Genomic DNA, 19,419 nt, shown 5'->3' on the forward strand with positions numbered 1-19,419 from the left:
GGTAAAAGCTCTTCCCTGCACAATATTAACAATCACTCATATTGACCCCCACGGCGAGCCCTCCTTCAGAGGTTTCCTTATACTTACTGTTCATATCTTTAGCGGTTTCCCACATGGTGTTCACCACTTTGTCCAATGGAACTTTTACGTCCTCAGGGTTGGTTTCCAAAGCCAGCTCTGCAGCATTGATGGCTTTAATGGCTCCCATGGAATTTCGTTCTATACATGGTACTTGAACCAACCCTCCAATAGGGTCGCAAGTAAGGCCTAAGTGGTGTTCCATTGCAATTTCAGCTGCTACAAGCACTTGCTGGGGGGTTCCTCCCAACAATTCACATAAGGCACCCGCTGCCATGGCAGACGACACACCAATTTCAGCCTGACATCCACCCATAGCAGCAGAAATGGTAGCACCCTTTTTGAATATGCTTCCGATTTCGCCGGCAACCAATAAAAACTTTTTGACGTGCTCAAAATCCGCCTTGTGGTTTTCAATGACCATATAGTACATCAGAACGGCAGGTATTACTCCTGCACTTCCGTTAGTAGGTGCGGTAACTACCCTACCTAGTGAAGCATTCACCTCATTCACTGCTAAAGCAAAACAGCTCACCCATTTGAAAATCTGTCGGAATTTCACCTCAGTTTTTCGGATAACCTTTAACCATTCATGTGCATTGGGATAAAGAAGGTTTCCTTTCAGTTTTTCGTGCATTTCATATGCCCTGCGCCTCACATTCAGTCCGCCTGGCAGTATACCTTGTGTATGACATCCTTCAAACATGCATTGCAACATGGTGTCCCAAATACGCTGCAGTCCTTTGTCAATTTCTTCATCACTTCTCAAGTAGCGCTCATTTTGAAGAACAATTTCTGAAATGGGCTTCTCCCAATCTGTACAAAACTTGAGTAATTCGTCCCCTGTGGTAACCGGATGGGGAAAACACAGAAAAACAGCTTCTTTATCTTTGGACTCCTGACCTTCCTTTACTACAAAGCCACCGCCTATCGAGTAATAGGTTTCAATAACTGTATCGCCATTCTCCAGACGTGCCAAAAAACGTATTCCGTTGGCATGGAAGGGCAAAAATTCTTTTTTGAATATTATGTTTTGTTCTACATCGAACGGGATAGTTTGTTTCCCATCGAGCGAGAGTTTTTTTTGTTGGACAATGGATGAAATCAAATCCGGAATGGTTTCCGTAGGAACAGTCTCTGGGTCTTTTCCCAGAAGCCCCATCATGACCGCAGTATCTGTGGCATGTCCTTTTCCCGTAAGTGACAGAGAGCCATACAATTCTATGGTCACTTCTTTTATTGAAGCAAAAAGTTGGGTCTCTTTAAGCTCCGAAAGCCATTGTTCAGCAGCACGCCAAGGTCCCAAAGTATGGGAACTGGAGGGCCCGACGCCAATCTTTAGCATATCAAAAACACTGATGCATTCCACGGTTAGGTCAATTTGCTATTTCAAAGATAGGAACCTCTTGCCACATAATTGATTATCTATTTTGGGAATCAATATGACAGCTTGTCATATTCTTTTGGATGGCATAATCATTGACATTCTGATAGCAGATTTATTTTTGAAAACAGACATAACTTTAGATAAGATGAGCAAAATTATAGGAATAGATTTGGGTACTACCAACTCCTGTGTTTCCGTGATGGAAGGTAATGAGCCGGTGGTGATTCCAAATGCAGAAGGGAAACGAACGACTCCTTCGGTAATTGCTTTTGTAGAAGGTGGTGAAATTAAGGTGGGAGATCCTGCAAAAAGACAAGCAGTGACGAATCCACACAAAACCATCTATTCCATCAAAAGATTTATGGGGAACAAGTTTACCGAGTCTAAAAAAGAAGCGGACAGGGTACCTTATAATGTTACCAAAGGCGACAATGATACGCCAAGGGTAGACATTGATGGTCGTTTGTACACACCTCAGGAACTTTCTGCTATGATTCTTCAAAAAATGAAGAAGACTGCTGAGGATTATTTGGGACAGGATGTTACAAGAGCTGTGATAACAGTTCCTGCTTACTTTAATGATTCCCAAAGACAAGCCACTAAAGAAGCGGGTGAAATCGCTGGTTTGACCGTAGAAAGAATTATCAATGAACCAACTGCGGCTTCCTTGGCCTATGGATTGGATAAAAAAGATACTGATCAAAAAATCGTTGTATTCGATTTCGGTGGAGGAACACATGATGTTTCCATCTTGGAGTTGGGAGATGGGGTATTTGAAGTATTGGCAACAGATGGAGATACCCACTTGGGTGGTGACGACGTAGACCAAAAGATTATTGACTGGTTGGCTGAAGAATTTAAATCTGACGAAGGATTGGATTTAAGAGATGACGCCATGGCGCTTCAAAGATTGCGTGAAGCTGCTGAAAAGGCAAAAATTGAATTGTCTTCCTCGGCACAAACTGAAATCAATTTACCGTATGTAACCGCAACTGCTTCTGGACCTAAGCACTTGGTGAGAACACTTTCCCGTGCCAAGTTTGAACAGTTGATTGACGATTTGGTTAAGCGTACCATCGCTCCATGTGAGACTGCGCTAAAATCGGCTGGACTTTCCAAGAGCGATATTGATGAAATTATATTAGTGGGTGGTTCAACTCGTATCCCCGCAGTTCAGGAAGCTGTGGAGAAATTTTTCGGGAAAAAGCCTTCCAAGGGAGTAAATCCTGATGAGGTAGTGGCTATTGGTGCTGCAATTCAAGGTGGTGTATTGACGGGTGATGTTAAAGATGTATTGTTGTTGGATGTTACACCACTTTCTTTGGGTATTGAAACTATGGGAAGTGTCTTCACTAAACTGATTGAAGCAAATACTACGATTCCAACAAAGAAATCGCAGGTATTCTCTACGGCAGCAGACAATCAACCTTCTGTTGAAATTCATGTGCTACAAGGGGAGCGTCCAATGGCGGCTGATAACAAAACGATTGGTAGATTCCACTTAGATGGTATTCCACCTGCACCAAGAGGAACGCCTCAAATTGAGGTTACGTTTGATATCGATGCAAATGGTATCATCAAGGTTTCCGCTACAGATAAGGCAACGAACAAAACTCAGGATATTCGAATTGAAGCATCTTCCGGATTGACCGAAGAAGAAATCGAAAGAATGAAAGCTGAAGCTGAGGCGAATGCGGAATCTGATAAAAAAGCAAAGGAAACTGCGGATAAGTTGAATGAAGCGGATGGAATGATCTTCCAAACAGAAAAACAACTTAAGGAGTTTGGGGATAAGCTTTCGGATGATAAGAAGAAGCCTATTGAAGATGCTCTTGAAGAGTTGAAAAAAGCCTATGAAACCAAAGATTTGGTAGTAATTGAGCCGGCTTTGGAGAAAATCAATGAAGCGTGGAAAACAGCATCCGAAGAGATGTACAAGGCACAGGCTGAGGCCCAGGCGAATGGGGCTGGAGAAGACCCAAGCTCTGGACCAGAAGCAAACGCTGGTGGTTCTGCAGGAGAAGGTGACAATGTAGAGGATGTAGATTTTGAAGAGGTGAAATAAACGCCACGTTATATGAATAAAAAATCCCTTGGTGAAAGCCAAGGGATTTTTTTTTGGACTAATTCAAATAAAAGTTAGGCGGCATTTAATCGCCGTACTTCCAATTCCCTGAGCTTTTGTAGTGCTTCAGATTTTGAGTTTACGTTAAGCTTTACATAGATATTTTGAATGTGAAAATTGACTGCACTTGGAGTCACGCAAAGCTTATCTGCAATCATTTTATAGGTGAACCCCTGAGTTAAGAGCTCTATGATTTGGTTTTCCTTTTTTGAAAAAGATTCAAACGATTTTTTCTGAAAGGAACTGATAACTTTTTTGAGAATATCATGCTCCATGATTACACCATGTTCCTCAAGGGAGTTTATGGCATTCAAGAAACGCTCTTTGTTCATAGGCTTGGACAAATAGCCGTTTGCTCCTTTTTTAAAGGCTTCCCTGACTAAATTAAAATCGTTTTCATAGCTCATAATCAAAATCTTGACTTGGCTTTTTCGTTTCCTGATGTAATCAATACCATCAATTCCAGAAATTCCTTGCAAGGAAGCTTCCGATATTATGATATCTGGATTTACTTTACCTAAATTGGATAAAAGCTCATTTATGGATTTGTAAATGCCCAAGAGTTTGTATCGGTCATCTTCTTTTAGGAAACTCTTGTATGCTAAATGTAGTTTTTCGTCATGGTCTATAATGATGATTTTTGTTTGAAATGTTTTCATGATAAAAATAGATTATGGGGGTTATCTGATTTTTAGTCCATTACCCATTGGGTAAGGACAATACATGGCCTGCCTGTAGTATGGACCAGAACTATTTTACCCTTCAAAATACTTTGAAAAAGGCAAAGTGATACCAGTCCTTAAACTAAGGATATGGATTCCATAAGCGATTCGATTACAGAATCACCGTTAAGTCAAAATGAAGTGCTAAAAACTTAATTGAAAAGAATCACTTCCGCTGTCGAAAATGGTTTTTAAGGAGTCGCAGTTTTTTCATGGTACATAAGATTTGGGTTAGTACTATTTCAAAAATTAAATTACACTTTTTTTCTATTGATATCGTTCAATTGTAAAAATTTTCGTTCAAATGCATCGTTAAAAACTATGCGATTTTCTCGTTATAAAATCATGAATAGTTTATAATTACCTATATTTCAGATAATTAAGCAAAAAAATAGGATGTCTTATAAGACATCCTATTCTATTTTGGAAAAATCGGCCAGATTGAAATAGTACAACCCGTTTCTATGATAAAACTGCCTTTTCCCCTGTCCTTTTATTGGCTATGGACTCTATTTTTTGGCAATTTTGGATATCAAATAACCCCCAGGTAGCTGACCGATTTTTTTGTTTCAATTACCTACTTGCTTTCAAAAGGTATATTAATCTTCAAAAGCAGTATTGCTGTATTCTTCTGTGGACTCGCTGTTTAATATATTTTTCAATCTATTTTCACGATTGGCCACTGCAGTGTTTTCGTTTTTCTGCTTTCCGTAAGAAACAGCATACTGGGCAATGGTGCTGTTTTGACCTCTATTGGAAACTACATACCCTGTCCCTTTATCTAGATTCAAAGCAATGCTATAATCATCCTTGTTGCTGTTTATATGTCCACCTAGATTTACAGCTGAGGTAAGGCTACTTTTAGCAACTTGTGTGGCATAAAGGTCCAATCCACCATATCCTTTTCTACCTGCCGAAGCAAAGAACAATAGGGTTCCATTGTATAAGTTAGGGTATAGTTCATCTTCTTTGGTATTCACCTTAGGACCAAGATTTTTTACTATCCCAAGTTTTCCATTGGACTTAATGTCAACCACATAGATATCGTAGTTACCATAACTTCCTTTCATGTTGGAAGCGAAGAACAAACGCTTACCATCTGCAGAAATAGTTGGGTGTTTGGCAGAAGCATATTTTGGGCATACGGCTACTTTGGTGGCATTCTTCCACTTACCATCGATGTTTTCAACCCTAAATATTTCGTGTACCAGTTCTTTTTTGGAAAAAACACCATATAGAGGCTTTTGATATGTTGCTTTGCTGAAGTAGGCAGTCTGACCATCTTGGGTAACGGTCATGGAAGGCATATACCCGTCTAAAGTGGATAATTTACCTTTCATTTTGTTTTCAACTGCTTCTTTGGATGCAACTCCTTGGTTTAGTTTTTCACCAGAATAGTGGGATTGGATATGCTCATCCCAAAGATTCTTTTCATTTTGAAAATCATTAGAACCTTTTTCCAGTTGTTTTTGGGCAAATTGAAACAACCCTTCATAGTTAGTTTCTAGAGCAGAAATACCATGGGTACTTAATAACTTTTCATACCAAAAAACAGCAGTTTCATAATTCCCCGCCAAGAAATTGGCATTTCCAAGGTCCTGAAAGATTTCAACTTCAGAATATCCTTGTTTCAAAAGATCAAGATAGTCTTCAACGCGTTGGTCGTTTTCATGCTGAGCAGCAGTATCAAAACTAGTCTGCGCGCTAAGGCTAATGGATAAAGTAAAACTTAAAATAAGTACTAATCTGTAGGTAATTGAATGTGTCATGATATTAGATTTGGGGGTTAACACATGACAAAGTTGGAGAAAGAAAATGAACGAATACTTATGAATTTTTCATAGGTTTTCACGTTAATCGACGAAAAATGACCGTTTATCGAATAAATTTTGCATTTGATAGGTACGGTTTTGCTAAAATCGATGATGTTTCTTCCATTTATCGACTAAATGATTCCGTTCATCTATATGTGTCTTTTGGTACCAGTAAAAAGACAAAACTTCAATAAGTCTATAAAGTGAGCCAATTAAAAAATAAGTTTTATTAATGAGTAGAATACTTTTTGATGGACTTAGGGTTGTACTTTTAGCCTAGAGAATCAATTAATCTATCGAAATGGACAATAAAACACATTCCAATGGCGACCCAAGCATGTGTCCTTTCCTAAACGGAGAGTTAAACCAAGCTGCTGGGGGCGGAACTACAAACAGAGATTGGTGGCCCAACTCTTTAAACCTTAACATCCTACGTCAGCATTCGAATTTGGCTGACCCTATGGATGAAGATTTTAACTACGCTGAAGAATTCAAGAAACTGGATTTGGAAGCTGTGAAAAAAGATTTACATGACCTCATGACAGATAGTAAGGAATGGTGGCCAGCAGATTATGGCCATTATGGCCCTTTCTTTATTCGTATGGCATGGCATGCCGCCGGTACGTACCGAATTTCCGATGGTAGAGGAGGGGGAGGTACTGGTGCCCAACGTTTTGCTCCGCTCAATAGTTGGCCAGATAACGCTAACTTGGATAAAGCACGTTTACTATTATGGCCAATCAAACAGAAGTACGGCAAGAAAATTTCATGGGCCGATTTACTGATTTTGACCGGTAATGTAGCTCATGAAAGTATGGGATTACCTATGTACGCTTTTGGTGGAGGCCGCGAAGATATTTGGCAACCAGAAGAAGATATCTACTGGGGTGTCGAAAAAGAATGGTTGGGAAATAGGGAACGCTACGCTGAAAACGGTGAATTGGAACGCACGGTTGGTGCGGCCCATATGGGTCTTATCTATGTTAACCCTGAAGGCCCAAATGCAAATCCAGACCCATTATTGGCGGCCCATGACATTCGTGAGACTTTTGGACGTATGGCCATGAACGATTATGAAACTGTAGCACTTATTGCTGGAGGACATACTTTTGGGAAGACTCATGGAGCGGCAAGTGACGAAGAATTTGTTGAAGCCGAGCCTGCAGGAGCATCCATAGAAATGCAGAGCATGGGCTGGAAGAATAATTTTGGTACTGGAAAAGGTTCAGATACGATTACTTCTGGTCTCGAAGGTGCTTGGACCGAGACACCCACTCAATGGAGTCATAAGTTTTTTGAAAATCTATTCAAATATGAATGGGAACTTACAAAGAGTCCTGCTGGAGCTCATCAGTGGAAACCTAAAGATGGAGCTGGTGCGGGGACTTTTCCAGATGCGCACGATTCACAGAAAAAGAATGATCCATTCATGTTGACCACAGATCTTTCACTCCGTTTTGATCCAGAGTACGAAAAAATTTCGCGTCACTTTTTGGAGAACCCAGAAGAATTCAAAGAAGCATATCAGCAAGCGTGGTTCAAATTGACTCACCGTGACATGGGACCAGTGTCTAGATATCTTGGGGCCGAAGCTCCAAAAGAGGCATCAATTTGGATGGACCCAGTTCCAGAGGTTGACCATGAATTGATCAATGACAGTGATATCGCGAGCTTGAAAGAAACGATATTGAACTCTGGACTTTCTATTTCGCAATTGGTGTCTACAGCTTGGGCTTCGGCTTCTACGTTCCGAGGTTCAGACAAAAGGGGAGGGGCCAACGGAGCTCGTATCCGTTTAGCTCCCCAAAAGAATTGGGAAGTAAACAACCCAGCGCAGTTGGCCAAGGTTTTGGAAACTTTGGAGGGTATACAAGCTGATTTTGGCAAACCTGTTTCAATTGCTGATTTGATTGTACTTGGAGGATGTGCCGCTGTTGAAAAAGCTGCAAAGAACGGAGGTTTTGATGTTACTGTTCCTTTTACACCAGGTCGCACCGACGCTTCTGCTGAACAAACAGATGCAGAGTCCTTTGATGTTTTGGAACCTGTCGCTGATGGATTTAGAAACTATTTAAAGGGAAAATTCTCCGTAAAATCAGAGGAATTGTTGGTGGATAGAGCACAATTGTTAACACTTACCGCACCAGAAATGACTGCGTTGGTAGGGGGTATGCGTGTATTGGATACCAATTGGGACAAATCCCATAACGGTGTTTTCACAGAGAATACCGAAACCTTATCCAATGACTTCTTTGTTAATCTTTTGACTTTGGGTACGGAATGGAAAGCCATTCAAGGTGACGAAGTATTTGAAGGTCATAACAATGGTGAATTGGTGGGAACCGCATCCCGTGTTGATTTAATTTTTGGTTCAAATACGGAACTGCGTGCCATTGCTGAAGTTTATGGTGCTTCTGATGCAAAAGAGAAATTCGTGAAGGATTTCATCAAAGCTTGGGATAAAGTGATGAATTTAGACAGATTTGACTTGGCTTAATCCATCCTTAAATACATAGAGAAAGGCAGCCACAGGCTGCCTTTTTTGTTTTGGGAAGAAACTCAGATTATTAATCGCTTAAAGCAAATTGGTTTACATTTTTTAAGAAATCAGCATCCATTTTAAGGTTTTCCTTTTGAAAGGCATTAAAGTCCTCTTTAGTCTCCCATTGTGTAATGACCATATAGTCCGGATTGTAGACATAACCTTTTGGTGATTTCCCATTTACCAACTCCATTTTTAACGTACCGTTGGTTTTCTTTACGGCTTTCTTCCATTGGGTTAAAAATTCAGTAAAATCTGCTTGTGTGTTTTCTTTTTTAAAACAGGCTGTGGCCACAATTACTTTTTCCCTATCCAATTGGATGGAGTAATCGTCAGACAGTTCATAATAGGTCAGGTTAAAAATTGACCAGATTTTTTTTCGCATGTCGTGAAAATTCGGAACACGTTCCTCAATTTCATCAAGAAATTTTTCACGTGAAGCCAAGCTTGTCCATTTTGCCAAAATCAGGCTTGTAGGTTCATAATTACCTTGGACGGTTTCTCTTATCTTAAATCCAGGTAAGGGGGAAAAGCCCATTTCCGAAGCTACAGGGAATGCTGTTTGTCTGTATTCTTTAAATATTTCTTGACTCCCTTCCCGTGTTGTTAAGAATAGAATATCAAAGACTTCCCCTTTCTTGAGGTTAAGCGTAACAAGATTATCTTGTCCAAAAGAAAAAAAGGAACCACAAAGGATACATATGAATAATAATTTCACTCGATTTGAATTCATAGTTTTAGATTTAAATGAAGTATTAATGTTTATAAAAAGCGATCCGCTTTAATGTTGGTTTTTCTTTTTTGACGAGCGCGTGATGACAACTTACCCCCCATGCGATAGGATAATCCTAGAAATAATTGTTGGGTATCCCGTAGGAATTGGCCTTCTTGGAATACGGTTCTAAATGTCCTGAAGGCAAAACGACGTGTTCCGAAAATATCGTTGGCGTTTAAACTGATACTCCCGTTTCCATTGGCAAAACTGTATCGCAAACCTGCATTTACATAGTAGTTCGCTTTCAACCGATACTGTAAAATGTCTTGTGGGCCACTATAAAACCCAAATAGCGATGCGCTAATCTTGTTGCTCAAACTATAGTTCTGCGTCCATTTGATATTGGTCAAGGTGTTTTGTACCTCAACTTCCTCATCTTCAATAAATCCTCGTTGTTGTCTATGGTATAACTCTAGGTTGATGTTGGTACGCCACCATTCCGTTAGTCTGATGTTTCCACCTACTTCAACCCCATATGCATCATTGCTATCAAAGTTGTCATAGCTCAATCTTAGTAAGTTGGGATCGTCTTGATCAAATATTCCAATTCGATTTATCTCGTCCTGAACATATCGATAGAATATTCCAGAACTGATGGAACCTTTCTGGAATCTGTATAAATAATTGGCTTCAACGGTATTGCTGAACTGGGGAAGCAACGTTATGTTTCCGGTGGCTAAAAGTTGCGGGGTTGTGGTTTGTCGAATGGGATTAACCTGATTGAAAGAGGGGCGCTCAATTCGCCTGCCATAACTTAATTGATATTGATGTGGGCTCTCCTCAGAAGTTTGATAACCTAGAAAAACTGAAGGAAAAACGTTAAACAGCTCTTGGTTAAAATCCTCCGAGCCAGATAGCTCTTGATTGAATTTAGCATCAACGACGTATTGCTCAAATCTAGCCCCAAGATTAAGCTTGAATTTACCGAGATCATGATTGTACAATACATAGGAAGAATATATATCCCGATTGTATTCAAAATTGGAGTTTTGTAATTGGATATTGATGGAGGTGTATTGGTTTTCAATACGATTAATACGAGCCTCACCACCAAATTCCAGTTTTGATTTAGTGCCCAGTGGTAAACTGTAATCCCAGTTAAAGGTCAATACCGAACGGGTATCGTCAATGTTTTCGACATAGGAGGGTACGGTAGTATTTCCTGAAAAGATAAAATCATTGATCAAATCACCACTGAACAAATTGTAGTTAGCTTCTATTTCCAAATAGTGGGATTCACCATCAATTAACCATTTATAATTGGTATTATAGTTTTGGGTATGGTTGTCCCTTGTCAAGAAATCATCCAAGGCAAAGTTGTCCTCCTCATCCTCTTCGAAAACCACCGTCTTATCACCGTCAAAAATGGCATTGAAAAGGTTCTGATTTGTAAAAATTGAAAGTATGGTCTTTTTGGAGGGATAAAAATCTGCCCCCAGTTTTATAAAGTGCGACTCACGGTTGTTAACGTTTCGAGTAATCTGGTTGGAGTTCAAATCAAAACGATTGACCACGCCATCTGTAATTTGGTCCCCAAAACCGTTGCTGTATTCCAAGTAAAAATTGGTTTTGTTTGGTTTGAAATTGAGAGAAACGTTGCTATTATAGCGTTCTCGTTGGGCTATGATGGAGTTGGCGCCAAATGCCATATTCCAGCCTTCTTGCGATGTTTTTTTGAGTACAATGTTTATAATTCCATTTAGTCCATCAGGATTGTATTTGGCCGACGGATTGGTGATAAGCTCTATTTTTTTAATGGAGTTGGATGGTATCTGCTGCAAGACATCCGCTGGGTTTTCCAGATTGCTCAATTTCCCATCTATCAGAATTCTAACGTTTTCACTTCCACGGAAAGAAATAGTACCATCGGAACCAATGTTTACAGAAGGCAAGTTATTCATTAGGTCTATTGCAGAAGGCCCTTGAGAAATTAAGTCTTTACCTACATTAACAACCTTTCTATCCAATCGCTGTTCAATCGTGGATTTTTGCGCCGTTAATGTGACGCCCTCAAGAACTTCAGCACTTTCAGATAGGGTAAGGGCTGGTAACTCTAAGTTTTGTTGTACCTCAAGTTCAATTGGAATTTGTTGCGAAACATATCCAATGAACTCAATTTCCAAAAGGTAAGTTCCAGCAGCTAATTCGGTAAGTCTAAAAACCCCCTTCCCATCGGTAATTGTGCCATTTAGTACAATTCCATTTTGATTCTTGAGGACGACACTAGCATATGCCAAAGGTTGGTCATTGACTTGGTCAGTAACCAAGCCAGTAATTGAACTTGTTTTTTGTCCTGAAACGACAATGCCAAACAAAAAAGTAATGTAAAAAATGATGTATCGCACACTAATCGATTTTTCGCCAGGGCCAAATCTAATGTGGAACCGAATGCTAAATTTGGAGCGTGGATAAATGGTTAGGTTCCGAATACCGGGTGATGATTATGGGGGACGAATCATTTTTTTGTTTCATAAATGCTCTTTGTGTGCTGAAATCGCCTATTCATCATCTATTTCATAGTTTTTTGGGAATTACCAGTATCTTGGTTGGTTTATAATGAATATCAAAACCATATGAAACCTTTAAATACGACGCGAGAAATAGTATTGCATATTCTTTTTTGGAGTTGTGTTTTTGTGTTCTCCACAGCCAGTGCCACTTGGTACTATTCTGAAACCAGAGAATTGTTGGAGGTGTATGGTTTTAGGATGCTGCTGCAAATGGTGGTTGCCTATGCGATTATTGGTCTTTTAATTCCAAAAGTTCTGAATAAGAAGCGAGTTATTTTGTTCTCTATCCTAGTTTTGGGCTTGTTTGCTTCGGTCTATGCCCTTTGCACACTTTTTTTGGTGGAATACTTGATGCCCAATTATCCTATATCATATGAAGTGTTTTTAAAACGATTTGATAGCCCTACTTTTCAAAGCATCTTTTTTAATTTCAATCAATTCTTTTCCAGGTCATTGTACTATGCTTACCCTTGTATCATTTTAATGGCCATTTTGTTTTATAGGGAAAGGCAGGAATTGCTTATGCTTCATGAAAAAAAGCGGGAAGCTGAATTGAATGCCTTAAAAAATCAACTCAATCCACATTTTTTATTCAATACCCTGAACAGTCTGTATTTGCTTGCTCTTAAGAAATCTGATAAAACCGTTCGGGTTATAGAGAACTTATCGCATATACTGGATTATATGCTCTATCGATGTGATAAAAAGTTTGTACTGCTAAAGGACGAACTCTTGTTAATCAACAAGTATATTGAATTGGAACAAATACGATATGGAAAACGCGTGAGCATTTCCTTTGACGAATCCATTACCGGTGAAGAAAAGATTGCACCCTTGCTGCTATTGACCTTTGTGGAAAATGCCTTTAAGCATGGCGTTTCTGAAGCCATTGAAAATGCGGCAATCACAATTCAAGTGGAAAACAAGGATAACAAATTGCTTTTTGAACTGAAAAATACCAAACCTGGTTCCCATCGGGAAATTACCGAACGAAAATCTCTCGGCCTGTCCAATATCAAAAAGCAATTGGAACTCCTTTACCCGAACAAGCACCAATTAAACATCATAGAAAAACCGAACACGTACACTACAGAGTTGGAACTAAGCCTATGACATATAGCTGTTTAATTGTGGATGATGAACCTTTGGCTCAAGAACTTATTGAGGAGTACGTCTCAAAAATACCGGAGTTAAAGGTGGTAGGAAAATGCAACAATGCTTTGGAGGCATCTTCTTTTCTTACAAAAGGAAAGGTTGACCTTCTTTTTTTGGATATCAATATGCCCGTTATTAAGGGAATTCAGTTTTTTAAAACCTTGGTTGATAAACCGCAGGTAATTTTCACAACTGCCCATCGTGAATATGCTCTGGACGGGTTTGAGGTAAGTGCTTTGGACTACCTTTTGAAACCTATTGTTTTTGAGCGTTTTTTTCTTGCTGCACAGAAATTTTTCAAAGCCATGGAGAAGAAATCTACCCTTGAAGAAAAAACGTTAAATGAAGTTGTTCCAATAGGCGAGTTTGTTTTTGTCAGCCAAGGACACCGAAAAATCAAAGTGGAATTGGATAAGGTAAAATATATTGAAAGTTTTAAAGACTATATTAAAATCCATACAACAACTGAGAATATTCAAGTCAAGGAAAACATTGGGGTATTCGAGAAAAGGTTAAATACAAATTTCCTCAGAGTACATCGTTCTTATATAATAAACATGAGGTATTTAACGGGATATACTAAGCTTGACGCGGAAATGGGCGAACAAGAACTCCCTATTGGTCCAAGTTATCGCGAAAAGGTTCTATCCTTTTTTGAGCGACTTCAAGTTAAAAATTCCTAAGTCAGAAACCTTTTTTCGGATATTTTTAAACTCCATTTTAGGCTTTACCTTAACGTTTGGTTTAACCATTTGGTTAAAAATTTACTCACTTCGATATTATTTTCCATTTTTGTATCCTAAGAAGGTAAGGAATGGAAGGTAGGAAAAACACGGAAGCAGAAATTTTAAGGGCTGCCAAGAAGGTTTTTATCCAACATGGATATGCCGGTGCTCGAATGCAGGCCATCGCTGACGAGGCTAAAATCAACAAGGCTATGCTGCATTACTACTATCGCAGCAAAGACGCACTTTTTGAAAAAATCATGGACGGGGCCGTTGATTTGATGTCCAGGCAATTCATTTCTGCCCTATCAGGGGATAAACCGGTGATGGAAAAAGTGGAAGCCATGGTTTCGAACTACACCGATACCATCATTAAAAATCCATATATCCCTATTTTTATTTTGAATGAGTTGGCGCGAAGTCAAATGAATTTTCAGAACAGGTTGCTACAAAAACTGGAACAAGACAATTTATTTATGAATTTTCTTGCACAGATAGTACAGGAACAGCAAAGTGGGATACTGAGGCCCATTCCAGTTCCACAATTTATGATTACCATTATGTCTCTAATCGTCTTTCCCCACATCGCCAAACCAGTATTTCTCAAGATTTTTAAGATGGCTGACAAAGAGTATATGCATATGATGGAAGAACGAAAGGAGTACATCATGGATTTCCTTAGAAAGAGCGTAATGCTATAATTTTTTGTTAATAATTAACCAAATGGTTAAAATAATTGGTTAGTAAACGTATTTGTTCGTACACTTGTATTAACCAAATGGTTAATTATGCGATTTTTGAAGAAACTATCCCTTCTATTTTTAATTCTTTTCTTAAGCGGTCTTCATGCCCAGGTAAGTCAATCGTCTGCCTCTTTGGAAGAATTGTACCGGTCGGCCAACTCAAATTACCCTTTGATAAAAGACGCTACCCTAATAGATAAAATTGAAGAAGTTGGCTTAGCTGTAATATCCAAAAATGCACTGCCCAAACTTACGCTAGAGGGACGAGGCCAAATTCAAAGTGAAAACATTGAGTTAAATCTTGGTACAACATCCATACAGGCTCCTTTGGAAACATGGAATACCTCTTTAAACATCGATTACAATCTTTATGACGGAGGTAATACCAAAGCACAAAAAAACATTGAGACCGCCTCGGCAAATGTGGACCGGAATTCTTTAGAAGTCCAGCTTCGAAGCTTAAAAGACCAAGTCAATACCTTGTTGTTTGCCATTCTTCTCTCCAGAAAACAAAAACTGATTTTTGAGAATTCAAAAGAAGATTTGGAATCCAACATTAGAACCTTACAGGCTGCTTACGAAAATGGGACCGCATTGGAAAGTGAGGTCTCCAAACTTAAGGTACGCCAGCTCGAACTGGTGTCCGAAATAGTAGCTGTAGAAGGGGATATGGCAACTTATTTTTTATTGTTGGAACAGTTAACTGGCAAGACGCTTCCTAGGGATGTGCAGTTCAAAATACCAGGTTTATTGGAACTCGACACTAATACAGTAAATAGACCTGAAAATCTTTTGTACGATAGTCAAAAAACCTTGTTTGCCGCCCAGGAAGCGTCCGTTGCCGCCAGTACCCTACCTAAAATCTCACTCTTTGCTCAAGGCGGGGTGGGAAATCCCAATCAATTGAATTTTTCAGATTTGAACACTGCTGCATACGCTTTGGGTGGAGTTAAGCTCAACTGGAATTTCATTGACTTTGGTAAAGGGAAAAAAGAACGAAAACGTCTACAACTGCAACAAGAGCAGGTTGAGGTGGAACGAGAACTGTTTCTATTCGATATCGAAAGTAAATCCAAAGAATATCAAGAAAGAATCAAGGCAACCCAACAACAGATTGTCAATGATACTGAAATTGTGGACTTGCAAAAGAACATTCTGGCCCAGACCAAGGTGCAATTGGATAATGGTGTCATCAATGCCACTGATTACGTTACCCAGCTCAACGCTACGCTTAACTCAGAACAGGAATTAGAGTTTAACAAAATACAACTTCAGCAATTACAAATTGAATATTTAACCCTTTTGGGACAACTGTAACATGACATTTATGAAAACATACCTTCCTATACTATTGTTCTTTTTGACTTTGATTTCTTGTGGTGACAACGGCAAAGCCGATGCCTACGGAAACTTTGAAGCCACCAGCGTAATGGTGAGTGCAAAGGGCAGTGGGGAATTGCTCACGTTTGACTTGAAAGAAGGTCAGCAAATAGAAGCCTCCACCACTGTGGGACTTATAGATACCATCCAACTTCACTTAGAGAAAATAAAGCTCAAAGCACAATTGAGCGCCCTTGATTTAAAACTACAGGAAGCCGCACCCGAAGTTGCAGTTTTAATTGAGGATAAAAGCAATCTCATTCGTGAAAGAAACCGAACCCAAAGGTTATTCGAACAGAAGGCGGCTACACAACAACAATTGGACGATTATAACGGGAGAGTTGACCTTATCAATCAGCGTATTAAAACCACCCAACGTAATGTAAGCATTGCCAATAGGGGGATACTATCCGAACGTGAACCCTTGGAAGCGGAGATTGCGCTGATAGACAAACAAATTAGTGACCATACTGTCAAAAATCCGATAAAAGGAACCATACTGACAAAATTTGCTGAAACGCATGAGCTGGTTAGCAATGGAACCCCCCTTTTTAAAGTCGCCAATCTTGAAGAGATAAAACTAAAGGCGTACACCAGCGCTACATTGCTTCAAAATGTAGGCTTAGGCGATGAAGTAATAGTAAGAGTAGACAAGGGCGAAGATGATTACAAGCAGTTCATTGGTTCGGTCACATGGATTGCCGATGAGGCTGAATTTACCCCAAAGACCATTGAAACGAAAGAGGAACGTGTGAATTTGGTGTACGGCCTTGAGGTAACAGTGACCAATGACGGTACCCTCAAAAGAGGAATGCCGGGGGAGGTAATCTTCAATTCAAGTTCGGAGGAATGAAAGCCATCAGCATTCATAACATCAGTAAAAGCTACAACGGTACCAAAGCTTTGGACAACATCAGTTTTGATGTTCAAAGGGGACAGCTTTTTGGACTTATCGGCCCTGACGGAGCGGGAAAATCCACCTTGTTTCGCATACTCACGACCCTTCTTTTGGCAGATGAGGGCGAAGCTTTTGTAGATGGTCTTCACGTAGTAAATCAGTATCAAGAAATTAGAAAAAGGGTAGGCTATATGCCCGGACGATTTTCACTGTACCAAGATCTGAGTGTTGAAGAAAACCTATCCTTTTTCGCAACCATTTTTGGAACTACCATCGAAGAGAATTACGACTTGGTAAAGGATATTTATGTACAGATTGAACCCTTTAAGAAAAGGCTGGCCGGAAAGCTTTCAGGAGGAATGAAGCAAAAATTGGCGTTATCCTGTGCTTTGATACACAAACCTACTGTTTTGTTCTTGGATGAGCCTACCACGGGAGTGGATGCGGTTAGCCGAAAGGAATTTTGGGATATGCTCAAAAGTCTGAAAGAAAAGAACATCGCCATTCTGGTAAGTACCCCTTATATGGACGAGGCCACCCTCTGTGATGAGATTGCCCTTATTCAAGAGGGCAGAATTCTTAAGATAGATGAGCCCCAAAACATGATGGAACGGTTTGACAAACCGCTGTTCGCCGTAAAAACCAATAGCACCTATCAACTGCTCAAACATTTGAGATTAAAGCCCTATACACATAGTGTATTGCCTTTTGGAGAATGTCTACATCTCATAACATCTGAAGTTTTGTCAGCGGCCAATATTCAAGAACAATTGAAATCAGAAGGTTTTACTGATGTGGAGGTGTTTGATATCAAAGCGAGCATTGAAGATGTGTTTCTTGACCTATCCCTTAAAAATGAGAAGTATGCGTAATGATAAGGTCATTCAGGTAGAAGCTTTGACCAAACAATTTGGAGATTTTAAAGCTGTGGACCATATCTCCTTTCATGTGGAAAAAGGGGAAATCTTCGGATTCTTGGGCGCCAATGGAGCAGGAAAGACGACAGCGATGCGGATGTTGACCGGTTTGAGCAAACCTTCTTCGGGCAAAGGCACCGTGGCTGGATTCGATGTTTTGAAAGAGTCGGAACGAATAAAGGAACGCATAGGATATATGTCCCAAAAGTTCAGTTTGTACGAGGATCTTACTGTAAAGGAAAACATTCGTTTTTACGGCGGTATTTACGGGCTTTCAAAGAACCAAATCGAAATAAAGACGTCACAAATTCTCCAGGAGCTAAATCTTAGTGAAGTGGGCTCCAAACTGGTGAGGTCGCTGCCTTTGGGCTGGAAACAGCGATTGGCATTTGCAGTTTCCATGGTGCATGATCCCGAAATCGTTTTTTTGGACGAACCTACCGGAGGTGTCGACCCTAATGTTAGAAGACAGTTCTGGGAAGCTATTTATCAGGCTGCGGAATTGGGCCGAACCATATTTGTGACTACCCACTATATGGATGAAGCAGAATATTGTGACCGAGTCTCCATTATGGTGAGCGGGAAAATTGAGGCCTTGGACACACCAGACAATCTCAAGGAAACTTTCAAGGCAGAATCTATGGACGAAGTGTTTTTAAAATTGGCGAGATGAAAAAGTTGTTTTTAAAGTTGATTCAGTCCATTATGGACAAACTTACCCAGATAGAACATGCGCATCAAATGAGACCTGGGGTGATGATGCCCAATGCGGCTTCAATGCCTTTTTTCGATTTTATTTCGCATGGCGGAATGAAGAAATCACCCAGTGGCTTCAAAAGCAAACTCAAATTTATAGGTGTACTGCTACCCACGATGGCCAATTCGCTTCGTGGAAATTTCAAAAGCAATCTTTCGGTAAAAAGGAATCCGACCCATCCAAAAACTAGGGCCAGTCAAGATTTTATTGAGGAAATAAAACAATTCGCCTTACAACGAGGAGCCTGTATGGTGGGTTTTACCAAATTGGAACCGCAATACATTTTTGACCATACGGCCATTCTACATGAAAATGCCATTGTTCTTGCACAGGAAATGGACGAGGATAAAATAGACCTTGCACCCCATTTCGAGACCGAACTTATGGTACACAAAGTCTATCGAGAACTTGGCGAAATCGCCAATGATATGGCTGATTTCCTTCGTGATAAAGGCTTTGGTGCACAATCCAGCGTGGCGTTACGTGGCACAACGGTTCTTCCCATTATGGCTCAAAAGGCCAATCTGGGGATGGTAGGTCGGAATGGGCTATTACTGACAGAAAGATTTGGAGCCAGAATACGACTGGCAGCGGTCTACACCAGTATTGATAATTTACCTTTTGCTGATTCAGAAAACAACCCAAACAAATGGATTAGGGATTATTGTGATATGTGCGGTATTTGCGTGCGCAAATGTCCTCCGAAGGCATTGTACGAAAAACCTATCAAAAGACCTGGCGGTGAAACCTATGTGGATAACAATAAGTGTTTCCCATACTTTCATGAGAACAGTGGTTGTGCTGTTTGCATCAAGGTTTGCCCTTTTAGTAAACCAGGTTTCAAGGTAAACAAAGAAGCGATGTACGAAATATTGAACAACAAATAATTAA

Annotated in this window: 15 protein-coding genes; 10 read left to right on the top strand and 5 right to left on the bottom strand. The window is 39.9% G+C overall.

Going from position 1 to position 19,419, the window contains the following annotated elements; translation table 11 throughout:
- Window positions 1-25 precede the first annotated feature (25 nt).
- Window positions 26-1,447, bottom strand: a complete 1,422-nt coding sequence (locus tag CLV81_RS14600) for an L-serine ammonia-lyase (protein WP_106145830.1) — start codon at window positions 1,445-1,447, stop codon at window positions 26-28.
- Window positions 1,448-1,610: 163 nt separating this feature from the next.
- Between CLV81_RS14600 and dnaK the strand changes: the two genes are divergently transcribed.
- Complete coding sequence (gene dnaK / locus CLV81_RS14605) at window positions 1,611-3,530, top strand: molecular chaperone DnaK (RefSeq protein WP_106147594.1); 1,920 nt, start codon at window positions 1,611-1,613, stop codon at window positions 3,528-3,530.
- A gap of 74 nt (window positions 3,531-3,604) precedes the next feature.
- Here the strand turns inward: dnaK and CLV81_RS14610 are convergent, their stop codons facing one another.
- Window positions 3,605-4,249, bottom strand: coding sequence for a response regulator transcription factor (locus tag CLV81_RS14610; protein ID WP_106145832.1), 645 nt, complete (start codon window positions 4,247-4,249; stop codon window positions 3,605-3,607).
- A gap of 662 nt (window positions 4,250-4,911) precedes the next feature.
- Entirely contained in the window at window positions 4,912-6,081 is a 1,170-nt protein-coding gene (locus CLV81_RS14615; protein WP_106145834.1) for a TolB-like translocation protein, read from the bottom strand.
- Window positions 6,082-6,427: 346 nt separating this feature from the next.
- On the opposite strand from CLV81_RS14615, the gene katG reads away from it, so the two are divergent.
- Window positions 6,428-8,623, top strand: a complete 2,196-nt coding sequence (gene katG, locus CLV81_RS14620; protein WP_106145835.1) for a catalase/peroxidase HPI — start codon at window positions 6,428-6,430, stop codon at window positions 8,621-8,623.
- 70 nt (window positions 8,624-8,693) lie between these two features.
- On the opposite strand, the gene CLV81_RS14625 is transcribed toward katG, so the two are convergent.
- Both CLV81_RS14625 and CLV81_RS14630 read right to left on the bottom strand, forming a co-directional pair.
- Complete coding sequence (locus CLV81_RS14625) at window positions 8,694-9,401, bottom strand: hypothetical protein (protein WP_106145837.1); 708 nt, start codon at window positions 9,399-9,401, stop codon at window positions 8,694-8,696.
- A gap of 29 nt (window positions 9,402-9,430) precedes the next feature.
- A complete protein-coding gene (locus tag CLV81_RS14630) occupies window positions 9,431-11,788 on the bottom strand; it encodes a TonB-dependent receptor (RefSeq protein ID WP_106145839.1) in 2,358 nt (785 codons plus the stop codon).
- Between the two features lie 228 nt (window positions 11,789-12,016).
- Between CLV81_RS14630 and CLV81_RS14635 the strand changes: the two genes are divergently transcribed.
- The 8 genes from CLV81_RS14635 (at window position 12,017) to CLV81_RS14670 (ending at window position 19,415) form a co-directional block, all read left to right on the top strand.
- On the top strand, window positions 12,017-13,066 hold the full coding sequence (locus CLV81_RS14635) for a sensor histidine kinase (RefSeq protein WP_146129904.1): 1,050 nt from the start codon (window positions 12,017-12,019) through the stop codon (window positions 13,064-13,066).
- Window positions 13,063-13,791 carry a LytR/AlgR family response regulator transcription factor gene (locus CLV81_RS14640; RefSeq protein WP_106145843.1) on the top strand — a complete coding sequence of 243 codons (729 nt, stop codon included), beginning with the start codon at window positions 13,063-13,065 and terminating at the stop codon, window positions 13,789-13,791. The genes CLV81_RS14635 and CLV81_RS14640 overlap by 4 nt, the downstream gene beginning before the upstream one ends.
- Window positions 13,792-13,922: 131 nt before the next feature.
- On the top strand, window positions 13,923-14,534 hold the full coding sequence (locus CLV81_RS14645) for a TetR/AcrR family transcriptional regulator (RefSeq protein ID WP_106145845.1): 612 nt from the start codon (window positions 13,923-13,925) through the stop codon (window positions 14,532-14,534).
- A gap of 87 nt (window positions 14,535-14,621) precedes the next feature.
- Window positions 14,622-15,893, top strand: a complete 1,272-nt coding sequence (locus tag CLV81_RS14650) for a TolC family protein (RefSeq protein WP_106145846.1) — start codon at window positions 14,622-14,624, stop codon at window positions 15,891-15,893.
- A 10-nt stretch (window positions 15,894-15,903) separates the two neighbouring features.
- Window positions 15,904-16,809 carry an HlyD family secretion protein gene (locus CLV81_RS14655; protein WP_106147595.1) on the top strand — a complete coding sequence of 302 codons (906 nt, stop codon included), beginning with the start codon at window positions 15,904-15,906 and terminating at the stop codon, window positions 16,807-16,809.
- Complete coding sequence (locus CLV81_RS14660) at window positions 16,806-17,726, top strand: ABC transporter ATP-binding protein (RefSeq protein ID WP_106145848.1); 921 nt, start codon at window positions 16,806-16,808, stop codon at window positions 17,724-17,726. The genes CLV81_RS14655 and CLV81_RS14660 overlap by 4 nt, the downstream gene beginning before the upstream one ends.
- Window positions 17,719-18,444, top strand: coding sequence for an ABC transporter ATP-binding protein (locus CLV81_RS14665; RefSeq protein ID WP_106145850.1), 726 nt, complete (start codon window positions 17,719-17,721; stop codon window positions 18,442-18,444). The genes CLV81_RS14660 and CLV81_RS14665 overlap by 8 nt, the downstream gene beginning before the upstream one ends.
- Window positions 18,441-19,415: a 4Fe-4S dicluster domain-containing protein gene (locus CLV81_RS14670; RefSeq protein WP_106145852.1), complete on the top strand. Its 975-nt coding sequence runs from the start codon at window positions 18,441-18,443 to the stop codon at window positions 19,413-19,415. The genes CLV81_RS14665 and CLV81_RS14670 overlap by 4 nt, the downstream gene beginning before the upstream one ends.
- Window positions 19,416-19,419 lie beyond the last annotated feature (4 nt).

It is taken from the genome of Flagellimonas meridianipacifica (assembly GCF_003001695.1).
In the GTDB taxonomy this organism is placed as follows: domain Bacteria; phylum Bacteroidota; class Bacteroidia; order Flavobacteriales; family Flavobacteriaceae; genus Flagellimonas; species Flagellimonas meridianipacifica.

What these genes read in the sequence shown, in the direction of transcription:
- dnaK (WP_106147594.1), top strand. Translation starts at nt 1,611, where the DNA reads ATGAGCAAAATTATAGGAATAGATTTGGGTACTACCAACTCCTGTGTT.
- CLV81_RS14610 (WP_106145832.1), bottom strand. Translation starts at nt 4,249, where the DNA reads ATGAAAACATTTCAAACAAAAATCATCATTATAGACCATGACGAAAAA.
- CLV81_RS14615 (WP_106145834.1), bottom strand. Translation starts at nt 6,081, where the DNA reads ATGACACATTCAATTACCTACAGATTAGTACTTATTTTAAGTTTTACT.
- katG (WP_106145835.1), top strand. Translation starts at nt 6,428, where the DNA reads ATGGACAATAAAACACATTCCAATGGCGACCCAAGCATGTGTCCTTTC.
- CLV81_RS14625 (WP_106145837.1), bottom strand. Translation starts at nt 9,401, where the DNA reads ATGAATTCAAATCGAGTGAAATTATTATTCATATGTATCCTTTGTGGT.
- CLV81_RS14635 (WP_146129904.1), top strand. Translation starts at nt 12,017, where the DNA reads ATGAAACCTTTAAATACGACGCGAGAAATAGTATTGCATATTCTTTTT.
- CLV81_RS14640 (WP_106145843.1), top strand. Translation starts at nt 13,063, where the DNA reads ATGACATATAGCTGTTTAATTGTGGATGATGAACCTTTGGCTCAAGAA.
- CLV81_RS14645 (WP_106145845.1), top strand. Translation starts at nt 13,923, where the DNA reads ATGGAAGGTAGGAAAAACACGGAAGCAGAAATTTTAAGGGCTGCCAAG.
- CLV81_RS14650 (WP_106145846.1), top strand. Translation starts at nt 14,622, where the DNA reads ATGCGATTTTTGAAGAAACTATCCCTTCTATTTTTAATTCTTTTCTTA.
- CLV81_RS14655 (WP_106147595.1), top strand. Translation starts at nt 15,904, where the DNA reads ATGAAAACATACCTTCCTATACTATTGTTCTTTTTGACTTTGATTTCT.
- CLV81_RS14660 (WP_106145848.1), top strand. Translation starts at nt 16,806, where the DNA reads ATGAAAGCCATCAGCATTCATAACATCAGTAAAAGCTACAACGGTACC.
- CLV81_RS14665 (WP_106145850.1), top strand. Translation starts at nt 17,719, where the DNA reads ATGCGTAATGATAAGGTCATTCAGGTAGAAGCTTTGACCAAACAATTT.
- CLV81_RS14670 (WP_106145852.1), top strand. Translation starts at nt 18,441, where the DNA reads ATGAAAAAGTTGTTTTTAAAGTTGATTCAGTCCATTATGGACAAACTT.